Source organism: Pseudonocardia oceanicola, assembly GCF_047200735.1.
GTDB lineage: Bacteria > Actinomycetota > Actinomycetes > Mycobacteriales > Pseudonocardiaceae > Pseudonocardia.
In genome coordinates this window covers 15226-33475 of the sequence record NZ_JBJZON010000018.1, presented here as the reverse complement: position 1 = coordinate 33475, position 18250 = coordinate 15226, and the positions used below count along the sequence as shown (strand labels likewise).

General features: G+C 72.4%; 17 protein-coding genes and 1 pseudogene. 3 read left to right on the top strand and 15 right to left on the bottom strand.

All coding sequences use genetic code 11. The features are described from left to right. Nucleotides 1-31: 31 nt before the first annotated feature. From ACL02T_RS23150 to ACL02T_RS23120, 7 genes and pseudogenes are all read right to left on the bottom strand, one after another. Nucleotides 32-640, bottom strand: a complete 609-nt coding sequence (locus ACL02T_RS23150) for a LuxR C-terminal-related transcriptional regulator (RefSeq protein ID WP_412832955.1) — start codon at nt 638-640, stop codon at nt 32-34. A 188-nt stretch (nt 641-828) separates the two neighbouring features. Further along, a pseudogene (locus tag ACL02T_RS23145) lies at nt 829-1140 on the bottom strand (SRPBCC family protein); the annotation flags it as partial. Nucleotides 1141-1187: 47 nt separating this feature from the next. Further along, nucleotides 1188-2048, bottom strand: a complete 861-nt coding sequence (locus ACL02T_RS23140) for a hypothetical protein (protein ID WP_412832848.1) — start codon at nt 2046-2048, stop codon at nt 1188-1190. A gap of 128 nt (nt 2049-2176) precedes the next feature. Then, nucleotides 2177-2767: a hypothetical protein gene (locus tag ACL02T_RS23135; protein ID WP_412832847.1), complete on the bottom strand. Its 591-nt coding sequence runs from the start codon at nt 2765-2767 to the stop codon at nt 2177-2179. A gap of 149 nt (nt 2768-2916) precedes the next feature. Next, nucleotides 2917-3369 (bottom strand): pyridoxamine 5'-phosphate oxidase family protein, encoded by a 453-nt coding sequence (locus ACL02T_RS23130; RefSeq protein WP_412832846.1) that lies wholly within the window; start codon nt 3367-3369, stop codon nt 2917-2919. 207 nt (nt 3370-3576) lie between these two features. After that, a complete protein-coding gene (locus ACL02T_RS23125; RefSeq protein WP_412832845.1) occupies nt 3577-3975 on the bottom strand; it encodes a pyridoxamine 5'-phosphate oxidase family protein in 399 nt (132 codons plus the stop codon). A gap of 187 nt (nt 3976-4162) precedes the next feature. Then, the gene (locus tag ACL02T_RS23120) at nt 4163-5968 is read right to left on the bottom strand and encodes a sensor histidine kinase (RefSeq protein ID WP_412832844.1); all 1806 of its coding nucleotides are present in this window, start codon (nt 5966-5968) and stop codon (nt 4163-4165) included. A gap of 253 nt (nt 5969-6221) precedes the next feature. On the opposite strand from ACL02T_RS23120, the gene ACL02T_RS23115 reads away from it, so the two are divergent. Next, nucleotides 6222-9017, top strand: a complete 2796-nt coding sequence (locus tag ACL02T_RS23115) for an AAA family ATPase (protein ID WP_412832843.1) — start codon at nt 6222-6224, stop codon at nt 9015-9017. On the opposite strand, the gene ACL02T_RS23110 is transcribed toward ACL02T_RS23115, so the two are convergent. From ACL02T_RS23110 to ACL02T_RS23080, 7 genes are all read right to left on the bottom strand, one after another. Continuing rightward, on the bottom strand, nt 9005-9253 hold the full coding sequence (locus tag ACL02T_RS23110) for a hypothetical protein (protein ID WP_412832842.1): 249 nt from the start codon (nt 9251-9253) through the stop codon (nt 9005-9007). The two genes, ACL02T_RS23115 and ACL02T_RS23110, sit on opposite strands and share 13 nt — an antisense overlap. A gap of 938 nt (nt 9254-10191) precedes the next feature. Then, complete coding sequence (locus ACL02T_RS23105; protein ID WP_412832841.1) at nt 10192-11367, bottom strand: zinc-dependent alcohol dehydrogenase; 1176 nt, start codon at nt 11365-11367, stop codon at nt 10192-10194. Next, entirely contained in the window at nt 11364-11906 is a 543-nt protein-coding gene (locus ACL02T_RS23100) for an SRPBCC family protein (RefSeq protein WP_412832840.1), read from the bottom strand. Before ACL02T_RS23100 ends, ACL02T_RS23105 begins: the two co-directional genes overlap by 4 nt. Nucleotides 11907-12074: 168 nt before the next feature. Continuing rightward, on the bottom strand, nt 12075-13250 hold the full coding sequence (locus tag ACL02T_RS23095; protein WP_412832839.1) for a zinc-dependent alcohol dehydrogenase: 1176 nt from the start codon (nt 13248-13250) through the stop codon (nt 12075-12077). Further along, nucleotides 13247-13732, bottom strand: a complete 486-nt coding sequence (locus ACL02T_RS23090) for a hypothetical protein (RefSeq protein ID WP_412832838.1) — start codon at nt 13730-13732, stop codon at nt 13247-13249. The genes ACL02T_RS23095 and ACL02T_RS23090 overlap by 4 nt, the downstream gene beginning before the upstream one ends. Next, on the bottom strand, nt 13729-14301 hold the full coding sequence (locus tag ACL02T_RS23085) for a type 1 glutamine amidotransferase domain-containing protein (protein WP_412832837.1): 573 nt from the start codon (nt 14299-14301) through the stop codon (nt 13729-13731). The genes ACL02T_RS23090 and ACL02T_RS23085 overlap by 4 nt, the downstream gene beginning before the upstream one ends. A 3-nt stretch (nt 14302-14304) precedes the next feature. Beyond that, on the bottom strand, nt 14305-15465 hold the full coding sequence (locus ACL02T_RS23080) for a glutathione-independent formaldehyde dehydrogenase (RefSeq protein ID WP_412832836.1): 1161 nt from the start codon (nt 15463-15465) through the stop codon (nt 14305-14307). A gap of 168 nt (nt 15466-15633) precedes the next feature. On the opposite strand from ACL02T_RS23080, the gene ACL02T_RS23075 reads away from it, so the two are divergent. After that, nucleotides 15634-15933: a hypothetical protein gene (locus tag ACL02T_RS23075; protein WP_412832835.1), complete on the top strand. Its 300-nt coding sequence runs from the start codon at nt 15634-15636 to the stop codon at nt 15931-15933. Here the strand turns inward: ACL02T_RS23075 and ACL02T_RS23070 are convergent. Further along, entirely contained in the window at nt 15898-16881 is a 984-nt protein-coding gene (locus ACL02T_RS23070) for a LysR family transcriptional regulator (protein ID WP_412832834.1), read from the bottom strand. The genes ACL02T_RS23075 and ACL02T_RS23070 overlap by 36 nt on opposite strands. 203 nt (nt 16882-17084) lie before the next feature. Here ACL02T_RS23070 and ACL02T_RS23065 point away from each other — a divergent pair, with 203 nt between their 5' ends. Further along, nucleotides 17085-18104, top strand: a complete 1020-nt coding sequence (locus tag ACL02T_RS23065) for a helix-turn-helix transcriptional regulator (RefSeq protein WP_412832833.1) — start codon at nt 17085-17087, stop codon at nt 18102-18104. Nucleotides 18105-18250 lie beyond the last annotated feature (146 nt).

Sequence of the window (18250 nt, the reverse complement as noted above, 5' to 3'; positions counted from 1 at the left end):
TGCCGGCGCCGAGCCTGCCGGATCCCGCGTGTCATCGGGCGGACCGGCGTTGGGTCTCGTACACCGCGGCCTCGGTGCGCCGCGAGTAGCCCAGCTTGTGCAGCAGCGAGGAGACGTAGTTCTTCACCGTCTTCTCGGCCAGGAAGAGCTCCGCGCCGATCTGCCGGTTGGTCAGCCCGTCGGCGACCAGCCCGAGGATGCGCCGCTCCTGCGGGGACAACGCCTCGTAGAGGGGGTCCTCCGGCTTGTCCCCGGCGCGGAGCCGCTCGAGCACCAGGGCGGTGGCCTCGGGGTCGAGCAGCGACCCGCCGGCGGCGAGGGTGCGCACGGCCCCGATCAGGTCGGTGCCGGCGACCTGCTTGAGCAGGTAGCCCGAGGCGCCGGCCATGATCGCGCCGAACAGCGCCTCGTCGTCGGAGTGCGAGGTGAGCATGAGGCAGGCCGGGGGCGGCTCCATCGCCGAACGCACGTCGCGGCAGACGGTCACGCCGTCGCCGTCGGGCAGCCGCACGTCGAGGATGGCCACGTCCGGGCGGGCGGCCGGGATCCGGGCCAGGGCCTGGGCGGCGGTGCCGGCCTCGCCGGCCGCCTGCCGGATCGCTCCGCATCGCCGGCCCAGCCGGCGTCCACCAGCACCCAGGAGGCGCCGGACCGCACCAGGTACACGGTGGAGGCCAGGCGCCCCGGGCCCACCGGCACGACGTCCACCCCGGCCGCCACTGGGAGCGGCTGCCGGTGGCGGGGCGGCCAGCGGCCCGGGGTCTGCTCCAGGTAGGCCTTGAGGTCGCGCCGGACCCGCCGCTCAAGCCGAGCGCCGCCGATGCGCAGCAGCGGGGCCAGCGCCTGCCAGGCCCCGCGCGGGCGGATCTCCCAGCGCCAACGGGCGCAGGTCGCGCCGTCGACCGGCCGGAAGGTCTGCTCGCCGGCGACGTCCATCGCCGCCATCCGGATCCGGAACGCCAGCCGGTGCGGCCGGTCGTAGCCGGTCACTCGGTGACGCTCCCCCGGCGCCCCAGGCCGGTGACGACCTGCCGGAACCGGGCACCGACGCCGGGCGGTCCCTGGGTCAGCTGCTCGACCCGATGCATCCGCGGGTTGTACCGCGGCTCGTTGCGTGGGGTCGGCGAGGACGTCGAACACCTCCTCGACCGGCCGAGCGATGGTCACCTCGCCGCCGATGCGGATCGTCACGAGCTTGCCCGAGCAACGGTGGAGGCCTGCCCTGCACCGTCCCCTTGGGCGGGGGCCGGATGGCGGAGGCAGGCGAACAGCGTGATCGTGGCCAGCAGGTAGGCCAGCGCGATCGGTGGCTCGCCGGCATCGAAGGCCTGCGCGCCGGGAACGCCGGCCGCGGCCTGAAAGGGCAGCGCGACCAGGTAGCCGACCTGGAGCAGCGTGCCGGAGACCAGCGCCGCGCCCGCCGCCACGTAGCCCCAGCCGGTGCGCCGCCACAGCAGCACCGCTGCCAGGCCGTAGGCCGGTACGAGCAGCGCCAGGTCGAGCGCGATGCCGGCGTGCACCAGGACGTCGGGCTCCACCAGGGCACTGCTCACGGGAAGCACGCCGGTGACCGCATACCGCAGCGCGGCGATCACCCACATGCCGCCGAGCGCCACGGCCAGGATCGCCAGGACGACGCTGACGATGCGCGGCAGCACCCGACCCGACGCCCGGCGCACGACGGCGGCCGGGTCCAGGGTCGTCAGGGCCGACGGCAATGCCCAGACGCAGCACGCGAACGCGACCACATGCAGTAAGAACAGGCCGTGGAACCCCGCCGCGAACAGGTAGACCGCATAGGTGTAGACGCCGTAGGCCAGCCCCCCGACCCACACCAGCTCGGCGACCACCGACCCGCGCCGCATGCCGAGCAGCGCCCCGGCCAGCAGCGGAACGGCGACGGCGAGGGTGACCAGGTCGTAGCCGCGCAGCATCGCCGCGACCGAGGCCGGCGGGCCGTAGACGCCGGCGACGGCCAGGCCGAGAACGGCGGCCACGGCCATCGCCACCAGGCCCAGGACCGACAACACCACCGCCGACCGGCGCACCCGGCCCTCCGACCGCGATCGATCCTCCTGTCGAGCGCCTACCCGGAGGCCCCTCTGCGGACTCGTCCCCGTCATTACGCACCACCCCGTATCAGGCAGCGCCGCCCGCGGGATGCGGCACTGGCGCCTCACTCACCTGTGACCTTCTCGGTGCAACCCTCGCCGCGTGTAGGGCACGCGGCCCCGACCGACGTCGACCATCGGCCCGCCGCCGTCGGCCGGCTGCAGAACCGCCGCGTCACAGGACCCGTGACTCGACGGTCACGATCGACGCCCGCTCGCCATACGGATCCACCCGCGTGCTCTCCACCAGCGTGACGAACTCCGGACGGTCGAAGCCGGCGAACGCGTCCGGTGCGACGGGCTCGTCCGGCGTGCCGCCCCGCCCCTCCCACGCCTTTGCTCACCCGGCCGAACGCGAGCTCGGCACCCGGCCTCTCCCCGAGCAGCACCCAGCCGGTCGAGGGCATGTCCCTCAGCCGGAACGTCGGCCGCCCGAAGTGCACCTCCGAATCCTCGTCGCCATGCCGCATTGCGTCGGCCACGAACTGCGGAATCTCACGGGCGCCGATCAACGCCCGCAATAGCGGTATCCGCAGGAGATCCGAGCCGACGAACGTCTCGAAGGATCGTGCCGGCGGGGCCCGGAACACCCAGGAGAAGACGATGCAGAAGTGGTACTCGGGCATGAACTGGTCGATCAGCAAGAGCCCGACCACGGCCCCTCCCTGAGCTGAGGCAAGGCATCGGCCCCCGGCCGGCACGTCGACCGGCACGGGCTGGCGCGACGCCTCGTACCGGCTCGAACAGGGTCACCCACGACACCGGGGGCTGCCGCCTGCCAGATCCGGTGGTGGAGCGGCCCGTGTCAGGCGCAGCAGCCCGGATGCGGATCCGGCCCGTGGGCACCTGCCAGGGGTTCGAGCCGGCGTCCGTGCAGGAGCTGCAGCGGTATCGAGATGACGTGCCCGTCGCGGCCGGCCGCCCACGGTCCGGGCATCACCGTGGCGAGCTGATGGAGCCGTTCCGGCACCACGACCTCGTAGGCCTCACCGACCCCGAGCACGGTCCAGCCCGTGCGGGTAGCCGGATCGATGTGGTCGACCTGGAACCCGACGACCGCGTGCCGGGTTGCGGCGGCGAGCGTGCTGCCCGCGGCAGTGCGGAACACGATCTCCTCGCCGTCGAGCAGGAAGGCCACCGGGTGCACCACGGGCAGGGCCTGCGCGGTGAACGCCACACGCCCGACCTCGGCCCCGGCAAGCAGCGACAGGCACTCGGCGCGGCTGATCTCGCTCAGCTCGCCCCCGACAACACGCACACGTCCTCCTCGTCGGTTCCCGAACGTCCGGCCGGCCGGCGATGCGGACGCCACGGACGCGTCGTGCGACCGCGATCACGATCGCCACAGGCCTGGTCACCCTGACCAGAGCCCGGGCCCGTGGCCAGGGACCAAAGACACCAACTCGCCGATCAACCGGTCTCCGCACGGTCCCCACCCGTGGCGGGGTGCCGCGATCGGGTCCGGTCACGGCTGCGGGGCGTGGCGTCGTCCGTTCAGTCGGGCCAGCGTGATCGCGAGTGTGCGCCCGTGCGGCGGGCCAGGCAGCACGGTGCTGAGGGCGTCGAGCCGGGTGGGGTCGGTGACCTCGGTGGCGAGGCCGACAACCCCAACAGACCAGCCCTCGCCGGTGGCGGGGTCGAGGTCGTCGGTCTCGAACCCGACCACCGAACCGCCCACCGGGGCCAGGGGGCTGTCGTCGGACACGCGGAACACGACGGCGTCGTCGTCGAGGACGTAGACGACGGGCACGGCGGCGGGCATCGCCATGTCGGTGAACAGGACCCGCCCGACCGCCGCCTTGGCCAGCAGGACACGGCACTGCGCCGAGTCGACCCCGGTGCGTTCGGCAGGACGGATAGGCATCTCGATCTCCCAGGGTGCGGTGGTGGCTGACACCCAGGGTTCGCGCCTGCAGGCTCCGGCGGGGGCACCGGAAGTCCCGATGCGGGGATGCGATGGACCTGTCCGACCGTGGGCAGGTGGGCGGGTTCGCGGGGCCACCTACGAGAAGCTGCTTGTCGGGGCCGGAGGGCGCGTCCCGGCGCGCGGGTCAGCGGGCGGGAACGGTCCAGGTCAGCACCGTACCGTGGGGGTCGCGAGGCTGCAGGGTGAAGCGGCCACCGCGCTGCTCGGCGCGGCGGCGCATGTTCTGCAGACCGGAGCGACGACCCCCGGCCGGGATACCGACGCCGTCATCAGCGACCTGCAGGATCAGCTCGCCGCCCGCCGCGGTCAGGTCGACCTCGGCCAGCGTGGCGTGCGCGTGGCGGGCGATGTTCGTCAACGCCTCACGCGCCACGGCGAACAGATCGGGAGCCAGCCCGGGGTCGGCGACCGTCTCGATCGGGCCCGCGAACCGCACCACCGGCTCGAACCCGAGCACCCTTGTCAGCTCGGTGGCCAGGTCCAACACCTGAGCCCGCAGTCCTCCGGCCCCCTCCGTCGCCGGCTGGTTGAGGGCGAAGATCGTGGTGCGGATCTGGCCGATGACCGAGTCGAGCTCACCGACCGCGTCGACGACGCGCTGGGTCCCCCGTCCCGCCGGCATCCCGGCTGCGGCGCTGTGCAGGGACAACCCCGTGGCGAACAGCCGCTGGATGATGTGGTCGTGCAGGTCCGCGGCGATGCGGTCGCGCTCGTCGAGCAATACCAGCCGCTCCTGCTCGACCCGGGCCTCGGCCAGCGCCAGCGCGACCGCGGCCTGATTGGTGAACCCGGCCGCCATGTCCAGATCCTCGGCAGTGAACACCGGGCGCCCACGCCGGCGTAGCACCGTCACCACCCCGCGCCCACTGCGCGGATCGCGCAACGGCAGCACCATCATCGGGCCCACGTCCAGGCACTCCGGGACGACGCCGGCCGCGTCGCTGTCTGAGGAACCGAACCGCGACGGCGTCCCGGCATCCACCGCCTCACGGAGCAGGTGATGATCCAGTTGGGCCTCGAGACCGGGGGCATCCTCGGCGCCCGGGGTGACCTCAGTGCCCACGGTGACCTCGGCGCGTAGCCGCTGCCCGTCGGGGGTCGGCAGCCACACCGAGGTTGCGTCGGCATCCGCGATCTGCTGGCACAGCTCGGCGATCATCCTCAGCGGGTCTCTCGCGGAGTCCCGTTCGGGGCTATCTGCGGTCGCGGGATCGTCGGGGGCCAGGACGGCGTGGGTGATCGTGGCCGCGGCCCGCAGCCATTCGCCGCGTGCGCGCGCGACGGCGTAGAGGCGGGCGTTGTCGATGGCCACCGCCGCGGAGGCGGCCAGCGCGAGGGTGAGTTCCTCGTCCTCGGCGCTGAACTCCCCCCGGGTGCTCTCGGCCAGGTAGAGGTTGCCGAACACCTCGTCGCGAATTCGGACCGGCACCCCGAGGAAACTGTCCATCGGGGGATGCCCGGGCGGGAAGCCCGAAGAGCGCTCGTCCTCGGACAGCTGCGGAAGCCGGATGGGTTCCGGGGTGTCGATCAACGCCCCGAGCAGGCCCTTACCCTGCGGCAGATGCCCGATCACCTCGGCGGCGTCGTCGGACATGCCGGAGTGGATGAACTCGAGCAGGTGCCCGTCCGAGCCGATGACCCCCATCGCCGCGTACCGGGCGCCCACCAGCTCCCGCGCCGCCTCAGCGATGCGGCGCAACACCACCGACAGCTCCAGATCCGAGCCCACCGCCTGGTGCGCGCGCAGCAGCCCCCGCAGCCGCCCCTGGCTCGCCATGACCTCCTGCGCCCGGTCCACCAGCTGCCCCAGCAGCTGGTCCAGCTCCAGCCGCGGAACATCGACGAAGGCAAACCCGCGATCCGCAACCTGCCCGGTCGAGCGCGGCTCTGCCGGCATCCCCACGCCGCGCTGCACTTCAGGCTCGGCCACCCAACTCACCACCTGTCATGACTCGGAGTGAGTGGGCCACGCTAAAGGCGGTGTGCCCGACTCCCGGCTCGTGTACCTGCGCCGGCCGCGGCTTGCCCACTACAGCGCCTCGCCCGATCCGCGAGCGATCACGCCCCGGCATCGACCATACCCAGCCAGTACCCGGCCTTGTCCAGATTCAGTCCAGCATGGCCGATGGCCGCCGAGGGGTGTTCACACTTCGGACCCGCGCCGAAAACCGCTCGGACACTTCGTGAGCAGGCGCGAAGGCACGGTGCCCACCGCCACCTACGGATGGGGCAACACGGCGGCTCCTGCCCGCCGCGGCCGCAGGCAGATCGCCGCCGAGCGCGAACTGCGCAAGGCCGCGGTCGTCCGCGGCGCTCCCGCCCTGGTCGTCGACGAGGCACGCGCGGTGGTGTCCCGGTTCGCCGAGTCCGGGCGCGAGCTCGGCGCGGACCAGGCCGCGGCTGTGGTCGGGGTGCTGTCGTCGGGGGCCCGGGTCGAAGTCTTGTCTGCTGCGGCCGGCACCGGGAAGAGCTTCACCGTCGCCGCCCTCGCCGACGCCTGGACCGCCACCGGCCACCGGGTAATCGGACTGGCCCCGTCGCAGATCGCCGCGCAAGTCCTGGCCGAGGAAGGCCTGCCCGCCCACAACATCGCCCGCTGGCTCACCTCGACTCCGGTCGTGCAGGAAGGTGACCTCGTGGTCGTCGACGAGGCCGGCATGGCCACCACCGCCGATCTCGCCCGGATCAATCAGCACGTCGCGACCGACGGGGGCAAGCTGCTGCTCGTCGGGGACCCGCGCCAGCTCGCCGCCGTCGGGCCCGGCGGCGCGCTGGCCGACCTCGGCGAGCGTGGCCTGCGCTACGAGCTCGCCGAGGTCCGCCGCTTCACCCACCCCTGGGAAGCCACCGCCTCCCTGCACCTGCGCGACGGCAACCCTGCCGCACTGGACGCCTATCAGCGCCACGGACGGATCCGCGACGGCGGCGCCCGCGAGCAGACCGAGACCGCGGCGCGGCGGGCCTGGCTCGCCGACACCCTCGCCGGCGGCGAATCCGTGCTGCTGGTCGGCTCCAATGAAGCCGCCGCCCGGCTGTCCGCCGGGCTGCGCGCCGAACTCGTCGCCCTCGGCAGGGTCGCCGAGCACGGGGTCGAGCTCACCGCCCAAGCCACCGTCGCCGGTGTCGGGGATCTCGTGCAGGCCCGCCGCAACGCCTGGCACCTCCTCGGGCACGACGGCAACACCCGCGCCCCGATCAACCGCCAGACCTACCGAGTCACCGCCACCCTCCACGACGGCGGCCTGCAGGTCACCGACCCCACCGGCGTCACGCTGTCCCTGCCCCGCGACTACGTGGCCGAGCACCTCACGCTCGCCTACGCCGCCACCGTGCACGCCGCCCAGGGCCGCACCGTCGACACCGCCCACGCCGTCCTCGCACCCGGCGCCGACACCGCCGCGCTCTACGTCGCCCTGACCCGCGGGCGCCACCACAACACCGCCCACGTCATCACCCGCCCCACCCCCGAGGACTCCCCCGCCGGGCAGACCACCACCGTCGCACCCCGCACCGGCCAAGCGGTACTCGCCGACATCCTCGAGCGCGACCACACCGACCGCACCGCCCTCGCCGAACACGAACACGCCCAACACGAGGCGGCCTCGATGGCGCGCCACGTCGACCGGCTCGCCGCCGAGATCGCCGACGCCACCGCCGGCCGCACCAACACCCTGCTCGACCGGCTCACCGACCACGGGCACCTCACCGGAACCCAGCGCCTCGACCTGGCCGCCGACCCCGCCCTGCCCGGCCTCGACCGGCTGCTGCGCAGCTGCGAACTCGCCGGCCACCACCCCGATGCGCTCCTGGCCGCCGCGGTCACCGCGCGGAGCCTCGACGGCGCCGACCACCCCGCGCAGGTGCTTCATGCCCGCATCACCAAGACCTTGGACGGCGTGCCGCCACCCCAGATCAGCAGCTACGCCGAGCTCATCCCCGCCGACCTCGCCGAGCACCACCGCGACCGCCTCCAGCTGCTCGCCGACGCCGCCGACGACCGCCGACGCGAACTCGGCGCCCACACCGCCGAGCACGCCCCGCAATGGGCCGTCGAAGCCCTCGGCCCCGTCCCCGACGACCCGGTGGCCCGCGCCGAGTGGGAACACCGCGCCGGCTGGGCCGCCGCCTACCGCGAACTCGTCGACCACACCGACCACCAGGACCCCCTCGGCCCGCCACCCCCAGCCGGGGTTGCCGAACACCACGCCGCGTGGCACGCCGCGCACACCGCCCTGGACCTGCCCGACCGCGGCGCCGACGAACAACAGATGACCGACGGCCAACTCCGGGTCCGCGTCGCCGCCTACGACCGCGAAAAGACCTGGGCACCCGACTGGGTCGCCGACGACCTCGCCGCCGCCCACCAACAAGCCCAACGCCACCACACCGATGCCGAACTATGGACCGCACGGGCAGAAACGCTCGCCGATCCCACCGAGCGCGAGCAGCTATTCGCCGCAGCCGCCGAAGCCCGTGCCGAGGCCGAGCGCGCCGCCGCTCGCGCCGCCGAGCTGGAGATCATCGACGACGCCCGCGCCACCTGGTACGCCCACACCGCGCTCACCCGCGTCAACGCCGACCGCGCCCGCAACGAGCTCGCCGCCCGCGGCGTCGACCTCGACAGCCCAGCCGACCAGGTCACCGCACAAGAGTGGCTCGACGCCCACCATGCCGAGCAACTCCTCGAGGACCAGCACCGAGAAATCACCGACCTCGACATCGCGCCGGACGAACGGCAACCCGCCGTCAACGCTCGGATCGAGCAGGCCTTCGACAGCACGACCGGCGACAGCACCATCGAGGCGATCCGACGCGCGCAAAACGCCCTCACCGAGATCCACGCGCGCCAACAGCTCGACCTCGCCCACCAAACAGAGGAATCCGCCGAACACACTCGCGCACAGCAACTCGCCCACTGGGCCGAGCAGGACCGGGACCAGGAAATGACCCTGGACCAGGCAGCCGCCTACGAGCGCTGACCAGAAGCGAACAAAGCCTTCGTTCGGGCGGTGAGGTCCACGAGCTGCCGGCCCCGCTGAGCCTCGCGCTCGACCCGACGGCACAACTCCAGACGCCGCTCCGGCTCCTCGAACGCCCATGGCCGGGCCGCGATCTCCCGCTCCATCAGTTGCTCCGGCGACGGCAGCGAGCCGTCGGCAAGTCGCTCCGGGATCGGCAACGGCGGCCGGTCCTGCAGCCCGAGTAGCCACCGCAAGCACACCTCGCCACCCTCGGCCCAGCCCACCCCCGCCGGCAACACCGGCCAGTTCCGCACCCCGAGCCGGCGCAGATCTCCTCCAACGGAGGCGGAGGGACCTCGGGAGTCGCAGCCGCCGCGCACGCCCACATCTCCGCCATCGCCAACTCACGCGTCACCGGAGACTCATCCCGCTCCGTGACAGGAGCAACCCGCCCGCCACGAACCCAACCCAGGCAGGCCGCCACACCCGCCGCGGAGGCCGACTGCTGCTCCCGCTCCACGGCATAGGCGACCCAATGAAGATCATCGAGCTCACGACGACAACGAGTAGGCCACTCGGGTTGTATGAGCCGCCACGCCATGTGACCCAGTATCGCCCGGCTTCGGTCGTCCATGTCGCCGCTCCGTTCCGCCAGGGGTCAGGCCGTGACGACGGTGGTCAGGGCCGGCAGTCGTGCACGCGCTCGCGGCCGTCGAAAGATGTCGCGGGCGGCCCGGCGAGTAGCCGCAACCTGCCGCGTAGCCCGACCAGGGCGAGATGTGCGTCGGTGTCGTGCCGGCGCTGATGTGGCGCGGTGGGCTCAACTGTGGGATGTCCGGGGGGTCTCCGTCGGAGCGGTGTTCGTGCCCGGTGAGGGCCCGTACGAGGTGCACGACGGCCCGCCGCGCCCGGCGGCGCACGCGTAGGGCCCCGAGCCCGGGCCCACTCGGATCTCGAGCCGGCCGGCGGCTGCGCGGCGATCCGATCGGCGAGCCCGCGTGGCATCCGGCTCAGTGCGACCACACCCGGCACGGCCGCACCCCTCGCGGCCTCGACGACTGGTCATGCAGCAGGACTACCCGCGCTGCCCGCACTCACCCGCTGACTCCCGGAGAGTCGCTTCCTCTGTCTCATCGTGGCGGTGGGTGGGACCGCCCCTGTCGCCACCCCCCGGGGGCGGCGGCGGTCCCCGTCAGGGTGTGAGGACGACCTTCTCGCAGTCCTCCTGCTTGTTCTTGAAGATGTCGTAGCCCCGGGGTGCCTCCTCCAAGGGCAGGCGGTGGGTGATGACCCGCGTCGGGTCGAGCTCGCCGCGCTCGATCCGCCGCAGCAGCGGCGTCATGTACCGCTGCACGTGACACTGACCCGTCCGCAGGGTCAGCGACCGGTTCATCCATGCCCCGGCCGGGAACTTGTCGACCATCCCGCCGTACACCCCGATCACGGACACGATCCCGCCGCTACGACAGGACAAGATCGCCTGACGCAACGCGTGCGGGCGGTCGGTCTCCGACCGTACGGCCTGCTTCACCCGGTCGAAGGCGTGAATGTGCGCGCTGCCGTGGGTGGCCTCCAACCCGACGGCGTCGATGCACTTGTCCGGGCCACGACCGCCGGAGAGCTCCAGCAACCGGGACCGGACGTCGACCTCCTCGAAGTTCACCGGGATGTGCCCGGCCTCCTCGGCCATCCGCAACCGGTACGGCTCCTTGTCGATCGCGATCACCGAAGCGGCGCCGAGCACGCGGGCGCTGTCCATGGCGAACTGGCCGACCGGACCCGCGCCCCACACGGCGACCACGTCGCTGGGCTGGATGTCGCACATCTCGGCACCCATGTAGCCGGTGGGCAAGATGTCGGACAGGAAGAGCACCTGCTCGTCGGCCATCTCGGACTCGATCTTCACCGGTCCCACGTCCGCGAAGGGGACGCGCGCGTACTGCGCCTGTCCACCGGCGAACCCGCCGGTCAGATGCGAGTAGCCGAACAACCCGGCCACGGGGTGGCCGAACATCTTCTCCGCGATCCCGGCGTTCGGGTTGCTGTTCTCGCAGCAGGAGTACAGCTGCGCCGCGCAGGCCCCGCACGCACCGCAGGCGATCGGGAAGGGCACCACCACGCGGTCGCCGACCCGCAGTCGCGCCGCATCGACACCGGTGCCGACCTCGATGACCTCGCCCATGAACTCGTGGCCCATGACGTCGCCGTCCTGCATCGTCGGCACGTACCCGTCGAGCAGGTGCAGATCCGATCCGCAGATCGCCGTCGAGGTGATCCGCACGATTGCGTCGCGGCTGTTCAGGATGGCCGGATCCGGCACGTCCCGGACCTCGACCTCGTTGCGGCCGGCCCAGCAGGTCGCCCTCATACCCCCAGCACCTCCTGCCGTTCCTCGGTCGTCAAGGGCTGTGCCGGGCGCTGCGGGAACTCCTTGCGAGCCCGCTTGCCCCACGGCGCGCCGTCCGAGCGCACGACCTCACCGGCCTCCAGGACCTGCTTGAGCCGGCGCAGGTCGTCGTCGAGATGCTGATGGGGCTCCTCCCCGAAGTACTCGGCGACGGCCTTGCCCAACTTCCCCGCGGGGATGTCGTAGACCAGGTGCACGTGTACCTCGGTGCTCCCCCCGTCGGGCGCGAGGACGAAGGACACCGTGCCCCGGTTCGACACCTCGGCCTCCTCGGCCGAGCGCCATCCGATCCGCTCGTTCGCCACGTCCTCGATCAGCACGGCGTCCCACTCGACCTTGCGGTCGAACGGGGCGCTCGCCACCCATGTGCTGGTCCTCTCGCCCGTCGTCCGCACCTCGTCGAGGTGCTCCATGAACGTCGGCAGGTTCTCCAGAAGACGCCAGAACGCGTACACATCAGGTAGAGATCTGCGCACCGTCGTCGTCGCTGTCAGATCCATCGAGCTTCCTCGGGACCCTGAGTCCGGTCGACACAAGCCGTTGCAGACGAGAGGGACTGCAACGAGGGGAGCGAGTACCACCCCCACGCCGTCCCACACGTGTGCCGGCGAGGCCCCGGCGCCGACCTGTCGTCAGGTTCGGTGCCGGGGCGGTCGCAGGTCAGCGCCTCACCCACCCGGGCGGAACACGGCCCGGACGCACCCGTCCTCCTTGTCCTTGAACATCCGGTAGCCCTCGGGCCCGTCGTCGAGAGACATCACGTGGGTGGCGAGGTGCTCGGTCCTCACCTCGTCCCTGCTCATGTGGTCGAGGATCTCGGGGATGTAGCGGTGCCCGTGCTGCTGGGCGCCACGGAGGGTCAGCGCCTTGTTCATGACCGCACCCAGGGGGAACTTGTCCACGAGGCCCGCGAAGACGCCGAGGGTGAACACCGTCCCGCCCTTGCGACACGCGTAGATCGCCTCGCGCACCGCCGCGGGTCGGTCGGTCTGCAGCCGCATCTGCTGCTTGAGCTGGTCGTAGAGATGCTGTGGACCCGGGGTGTGCGCCTCCATGCCCACCGCCTCGATGCAGACGTCCGGTCCCCGACCACCGGTCATCTCGCGCAGCTCGGCGGGGACGTTCACCTCCTCGTAGTCGAGGGTCTCCGCCCCGATGTGGGTGCGGACCTGCTCGAGCCGGTTGTCGTACCGGTCGATGACGACGACCCGCTCGGCGCCCATGATCAGGGCCGCGCGGGCGGCCATCTGGCCCACGCCGCCGGCCCCCCACACCGCGACGACGTCACCCGGCCGCACCTCGGCCTGGTGCGCCCCCGTCCAGCCGGTCGGAACCGCATCGGAGGCGAACAGCGCCCGCTCGTCGGAGACGCCGTCAGGAATGGCGAAGGCCCCCTGGTCGGCGTAGGGCACCCGGATGTAGCGCGCGTGGCTACCCGCCCAACCGCCCATCGCGTGGGAGTACCCGTAGCAGCCGCCGATGGACTGGCCCCACAGCGCCTCGGTGATCCCCGGGTCGGGGTTGCCGTTGTCGCACAGCGACCACAGTCCTTGCCGGCAGTACCAGCACTGCCCGCAGCTGACGAAGGAGACCACCACCACGCGGTCGCCCACCTGATGCTTCGTGACACCGGGCCCGACCTCGGCGACCCTGCCCATGAACTCGTGCCCGAGCACGTCCCCCGCGCGCATGGCAGGGATGTAGCCGCCCACCAGGTGCAGGTCCGAGCCGCAGGTCGCACTCAGTCCCACCTCGACGATGATGTCGTGACGGTTGAGGATCGTGGGCTCGGGCACGTCCTCGACGCCGATCTCGTTGACCCCGCGCCAGGTCACCGCCTTCACCGCACACCCGCCTTGGGCGCCACCTTGGTCCACATCTCCAGGAGCGCCCCGCCGGGGGTCGCCGTCCGCTCGCCGTGCGGTGCGGGGTCCACCGCCAGCACCTCACCCACCTCGATGAGCTGTTTGGCCCGACGGAGCGCGGAGCGCAGGTCGGCCTGCGGGTCGCTGCCACTCAGCCGACCGAGAGCGCTGCCGGAGGGCTGGGTGCGCAGCCGGGCGCCGAGCTCGGTTCCCTTGGCGTCGGCGGCCGCGCGGACGCGGACCTCGAGCTGTTCGCCGAAGTCGGCCAGGGGTGCGGGCAACTTCGCGGTGTCGATGTCGGACGGCTCGCCGAGCACGGTCACGACGAGCCACCCGGACTCCGGCTGGCCCGCGCCGGCCGGTCGACCAGGGGACGGCTCGACGGCCGACCACACCTGGCGGACGACGCTTTCGCCGGCGCGGACGGCCAGGGACGCCACATTCCCGATGGAGGAGGTCATGCCCGACCTGCGCCGGCCGACTGCGGGGCGCCGGCGAACTCCTGCACGATGCGCTCGCAGAAGGCCGGCAGGTCGTCGGGCGATCGGCTCGTCGTGATGTTGCCGTCCGTGACGACCTGCTCGTCGACCACCTCCGCCCCGGCGTTGCGCAGGTCGGTGCGGATGCTCGGCCACGAGGTCAGCCGGCGGCCGCGCGCGACGTCGGCCTCGACGAAGTTCCACGGGCCGTGGCAGATCGAGGCGACGGGCTTGCCCGACAGGACGAAGTCCCGGACGAACTGCACCGCGGCGGGTTCCATCCGCAGCTTGTCCGGGTTCACCGTCCCACCCGGCAGGAGCAGCGCCTCGTAGTCGCCGATCGACACCCCGCCGACCAGCTGGTCGACCGCGAAGGTGCCCGCGTCCTCGAGGTCGTTGTCGCGCGCCCGGATCTCGCCGCCGGTGATGGAGACGACGACGGTGCGGGCGCCGGCGTCGTCCAGGGCCTGCCGCGGCCGTTCCAGCTCGACCCGCTCCACCCCGTCGGCCGCGAGGATGGCGATCCGGCGTCCGTTCAGCTCTCCGGCCATGTCTCAGGCACCCGCCCCCGCCATCGCCGGGTGCAGGACGACCTTCGTCCAGCCGTCGTCCCGCTTGTCGAAGTGCTCGTAGGCCTCCGGCGCGCGGTCAAGGGGCAGCTCGTGGCTCACGATGAACGACGGCTCGGCCTTGCCCCCGGCGATCAGGTCGCGCAGCTGCCGGTTGTACCGCTTGACCGGCGCCTGGCCGCTGCCGATGTGCTGGCCCTTGAACCAGAACATGCCGTAGTCGAAGGCGAGCTTGCCCTGCTTCGCCAGCTCGTCACCGGCCCCGGGATCCTGGGGCACGAAGACGCCGACGTTGCCGATCTTCCCGGTGAAGCGCACCGAGGCGACCAGCCGGTTCATCGTCAGGTTGGCCTGCTCCTGCCCGTCGGGCTCGTGCGCCTGGTAGCCGACGCACTCGCACCCGTTGTCCGCGCCCAGCCCCATCGTCTCGTCGAGGACGGCCTGCACCGGATCGACCTTCGAGTCGTCGATGGCGATCGCGCCGATCGACTCGGCCAGCCGCAGCCGGTCGGGGTGCCGGTCGACGACCATCACCTTGCCGGCCCCTCGGATCGTCGCCGAGAGGGCGGCCATCAGCCCGACCGGTCCGGCGCCGTAGATGACCGTCTGGTCGCCGGGCTGCACGCCGGCCATCTCGGTGGCGTGGTAGCCCGTCGGGAAGATGTCGGCGAGCATCACGTAGTCGGTCTGTCGCTGCTCGGCGTCCTCCCCCAGCCGCAGACAGTTGAAGTCACCCCAGGGCACGCGCAGCAGCTCGGCCTGTCCTCCGCCGTACGGGCCCATGTCGGCGAAGCCGTACGCGGCGCCGGCCATGTTCGGCTCGGGCTGCGCGGTCAGGCAGTAGTTCGTGAGCTGGCGCTCGCAGTTCTTGCAGTGTCCGCACGCGATGTTGAACGGCAGGACGACGTACTCCCCCACCTGGACCTTGTCGACGCCGCTGCCGACCTCGACCACCTGGCCCAGGTTCTCGTGCCCGAACCAGCGACCGGTCTCGAAGTCGGTCCGGCCCTCGTACATGTGCAGGTCCGAGCCGCAGATGTTCGCCGACGTGATCCGCACCAGGACGTCGGTCGGTCGCTCGATCTTGGCGTCCGGTACCTCCTTGACGCTGACCTGCCGCGGCCCCTCGTACACCACTGCTTTCACGCTGCCTCCCTCTCGGGTCCGCCCTCCCGCTCCGGGCGCGGGTGGGGCCCTCAGTCCACCCGGCGGAGCGTGGGCCTGGGTATTGGCAGACATGCCGATCTCGGTGTCCGTCCCGAGCGAGCGGATGTCGGGGAGCGTGCCCGGAGTGCGGGCGACGGCCGTCGCGGGATGGGTCGCTCTGCCGATGGCAGGGAACCCGCCTACGGCGGCACGGAGTCGGTCGTCGACCGGCCGGCCCGCGGACCGGTCCGCGCCGGTCACGAGGTGCTGCTCGCCGCCCTCGTGGCCCGGGCGGCGGGCGTGCCGCTGCGCATGGCCGCCAAGCTCCGGGAGCCGGCCGAGCGCGAGTACTTCGACACACAGGTCAAGCCGCTGCTGTGCTCGGATGTCGAGTTCCTCGGGGAACTGGGCTGCCGCCGTGCTGCCGGACGATCAGGAAGGCGAACGACTGCGAGAAGGTGGTCCTGAAGCCCTGACCACCTCCGCCCCGGGGGGGCGACGAGGGGCCGAGATGAGGACCTTCGGGTCGTCGACCGCCTCGACGAGGAAGTCGACGAGGCTGCGGACGGCGGGGCGGGCCGGCCGACGCCAGACGACCTCCAGGTCGAGGGACAACGGGGGATCGAGCGGCCGCACGACGATCCCGCGGACACCCATGTGTTCGGCGACCCCGAGGATCCCGGGGGCGACGCCGGACCCCGCTGCGACCGCCCGCACCATCGCCTCGGGACTGTTGATGAGGTCCGACTCGACGACGACCTGCCCCTGCCGCGCTCCGCTCGGCAGCAGGTGGTCCACCGTGCGCTGCCAGATGCCGGCGAAGGGAGACAACGGGAACATCACCACGGGCTCGTGAGCGAGACCCGCCACCAGGATCTGCGCCCGGTCGGCGAGCGGGTGCCCCAGGGGCAGGACGAGGCCGAACAGCACCGAACCGAGGACGACACCCTCGAGGTCACGGTGCTCCCGCGGCCGGCTCCAGACGACGGCCGCGTCGGCCCGCGCCTGCCGGACCGCCTCGACGGCATCGTCCCCCGGACTGGACGTGGCGAAGACCTCGGCGCCCGAGATGGCGAGGCCCACCGTTCGCAGCGGGCCGTCGAGGACCCGCTCCGCCATCGTGCAGATCCGCAGGGCGAGCTGCTCCCGAGGGTGCGGCCCCGCGGATCGCACGTCCAGGCGGGCCCGCTCGGCCTCGGCCAGGATCACCCGCGCCCGCTCGGCCAGGACGTGCCCCGCCGGCGTCAGCTCGGCGCCGCGCGGAGTGCGCTCGAAGAGCGTGACGCGCAGATCCCGCTCCAGCGCACGGATCTGCTGCGAGAGCGACGGCGCGGCGATGTGCAACCGGCGCGCGGCGGCGGAGAAGCGCCGCTCCTCGGCCACGGTGAGGAAGTACCGGAGCTGCCGCAATTCCACAGGGCAGGCTACCGCGGGAGACGGGGTCCGGGCGTCGACGTGTGAGGCCAGGACTCACAGGCCTGTGGTTCTACGTCACCGCGCAGGCGGTAATCAGACCGCTGCACGGGGGACTACCACCTGGTCGGTTCTCCGCGCCCCTCGAGCCGGCGGTTCGGTGATGGCCGGATCGGGCCGCTGCCGCGGAGTTCGTCGGAGGACACATGCGCTCCCACCAGGCCACTGAGCTGTTGCTGGCCGAGACCGCCTCGTCGGCCGGCACCACCTCGGACCGCGCCCAGGCCATGCTCCAGATCCTCCGCCGGCTCGTCCCGTTCGACGGTGCATGGCTGGCGCTCGCCGACCCGCTCGGCCACGGCTACCACTCTCTGGCGAGCCTCGACCTCGACGGCCCGACCGTGGATTTCCTCTCCGGCCCGCTGATGGCGCGGGACATCGAGGTCACCGGCACCGATCGGTCGCGTCCCCCGTTGAGCCCGTCGGACCTGCCCTACCCGGCCGAGGAGCTGCCGACCTGGGCCGATTGCCTGATCCCGTCCGGGATCCACGAGGCGCTGGCCCTCGCCCTGTTCTCACCAGCGGGGCGGCACGTCGGCTTCCTCGCGCTGCTGTCCGGCGACCGGCGCCCACCGTCCCCGGTCGCACGCCGCCGGCTCGGGCGGCTCGGGCCGGTGCTCGCGCACGGCATCGACCCGATGCGTTCACTGCTCACCGCCACACGCCTGGTGCGTGGGGCCACGGCCGGCGTGCTGCTCTGCGCGGACGAAGGCTGCCAGGTGCTGCCGGGCCTTCCGTCGGACGCGCTGCTGGCCGCCCGCTCCCCCGTCCTGGCCGCCGCACGCGAGCATATCGGCGACGGCCACGTCTACTCCTCGTTCCTCTGGCCGGTGGGTGGCCCCCGTGCCCCCGGCGGGCACATGCGCGTGACCGCCCTGGCGGCACCCGAGGACACTCCACCGGGGCTGACCGGTCTGGCCCTGCTGTCACCGGCGACCGACCTTCGCGGGCTCACCCCGCGGGAACTGGAAGTGCTGGGCCTGTTGGTCGAGGGGTGCTCCAACCAGGAGATCGCTCATGCGCTGGTGGTGGCTCCGCGGACCGTGGCCGCCCACCTGGAGCACGTCCTCTGCAAGCTCGGCGCACCGACGAGGACACTCGCCGCCGTCCGCGCGGAACGAGACGGCCTCTACGTTCCGTCCCCTCGCGCAAGCCAGCTTGCGTGAGTCAGCGCCGGAGCACTGGCCGACCGTGGCGACCCTCCCGCGGCCGGAGGACCGGACCGGCGCCGGGCTCGTGGGAGCGGAAGTCCCCCGGGCGACAACATCGGCCGATCGACCGATGTCCACGCGCCCTCGACCGGTCCTAGCGT

Bases quoted from the DNA above. Each gene is read 5' to 3' on its own strand.
- ACL02T_RS23125 (WP_412832845.1), bottom strand. From the start codon at position 3,975: ATGCCTATCCGTCCTGCCGAACGCACCGGGGTCGACTCGGCGCAGTGC.
- ACL02T_RS23105 (WP_412832841.1), bottom strand. From the start codon at position 11,367: ATGAGGGCGACCTGCTGGGCCGGCCGCAACGAGGTCGAGGTCCGGGAC.
- ACL02T_RS23100 (WP_412832840.1), bottom strand. From the start codon at position 11,906: ATGGATCTGACAGCGACGACGACGGTGCGCAGATCTCTACCTGATGTG.
- ACL02T_RS23090 (WP_412832838.1), bottom strand. From the start codon at position 13,732: ATGACCTCCTCCATCGGGAATGTGGCGTCCCTGGCCGTCCGCGCCGGC.
- ACL02T_RS23085 (WP_412832837.1), bottom strand. From the start codon at position 14,301: ATGGCCGGAGAGCTGAACGGACGCCGGATCGCCATCCTCGCGGCCGAC.
- ACL02T_RS23075 (WP_412832835.1), top strand. From the start codon at position 15,634: ATGGGTCGCTCTGCCGATGGCAGGGAACCCGCCTACGGCGGCACGGAG.
- ACL02T_RS23065 (WP_412832833.1), top strand. From the start codon at position 17,085: ATGCGCTCCCACCAGGCCACTGAGCTGTTGCTGGCCGAGACCGCCTCG.